The organism is Streptomyces tricolor (assembly GCF_002155905.1).
Classification (GTDB): domain Bacteria; phylum Actinomycetota; class Actinomycetes; order Streptomycetales; family Streptomycetaceae; genus Streptomyces; species Streptomyces tricolor.
Map to the genome: position 1 here is coordinate 1 of NZ_MUMF01001098.1, position 716 is coordinate 716.

Consider the following 716-nt stretch of genomic DNA (forward strand, 5'->3'; position numbering starts at 1 on the left):
CACCCACCCGTGCGAGACCGGATGGGTACAGCTCAACCTAGCCCGCCACCCCTCCCGAACCGGCCCGCCGCCCTACCACCGGCTCGCCACCACCGCCCGTGAACTCCTCACCAGCGGACAGGCCAGCAACTTCTTCTTCATGCACAAACCCCCCGGCCTGCGCGTGCGGTTCCAGGCAGCCGACCCCGACCAGACAGCACACCTGCGCGAAGAACTGCTACGCCGCCTGGACCCGGCACCCGGACAAGACCCCTGGACCCCGCCCACACCCGGCGTGTACGAACCCGAAACCTACCTCTTCGGCGGCCCGGCCTCCATGCCCTGGGTCCACGCACTGTTCACCGCCGACTCCCTTGCCTGGCTCGACCTCCACACACACCACGCCGGCACTCCCCCACCCCCCGCCTGGCGCCTGTCCCTGACCCTGCTCCACACCGTGTTCACCGCCCTGCACATCACCGGCTGGGAACACCGCGGAGTCTGGCAGAGAGTCAAAGAAGAAACCGGCCGCCGACTACCAGGCGGACTCAACACGCCCGACCGCCGACGCGCCGCCGCCGGAATCCGCGCCTGGTGGGAACAAACCCCCACCACCCGCCTCCACACACTCCCCCCCGCCTGGCACCACACCATCACCACACACACCCAGACAGCCGAACACGCCGCACAACACTGGCACACCCACTACTTCACCACCACCCAAGCCACCATCGGCC

1 protein-coding gene is annotated in these 716 nt (G+C 68.9%); it reads left to right on the plus strand.

The genetic code is table 11. The annotated features are described in order from the left end of the window. On the plus strand, positions 1 to 716 hold a 716-nt coding region (locus CCN44_RS42945), incomplete at both ends, for a thiopeptide-type bacteriocin biosynthesis protein (protein ID WP_107502199.1).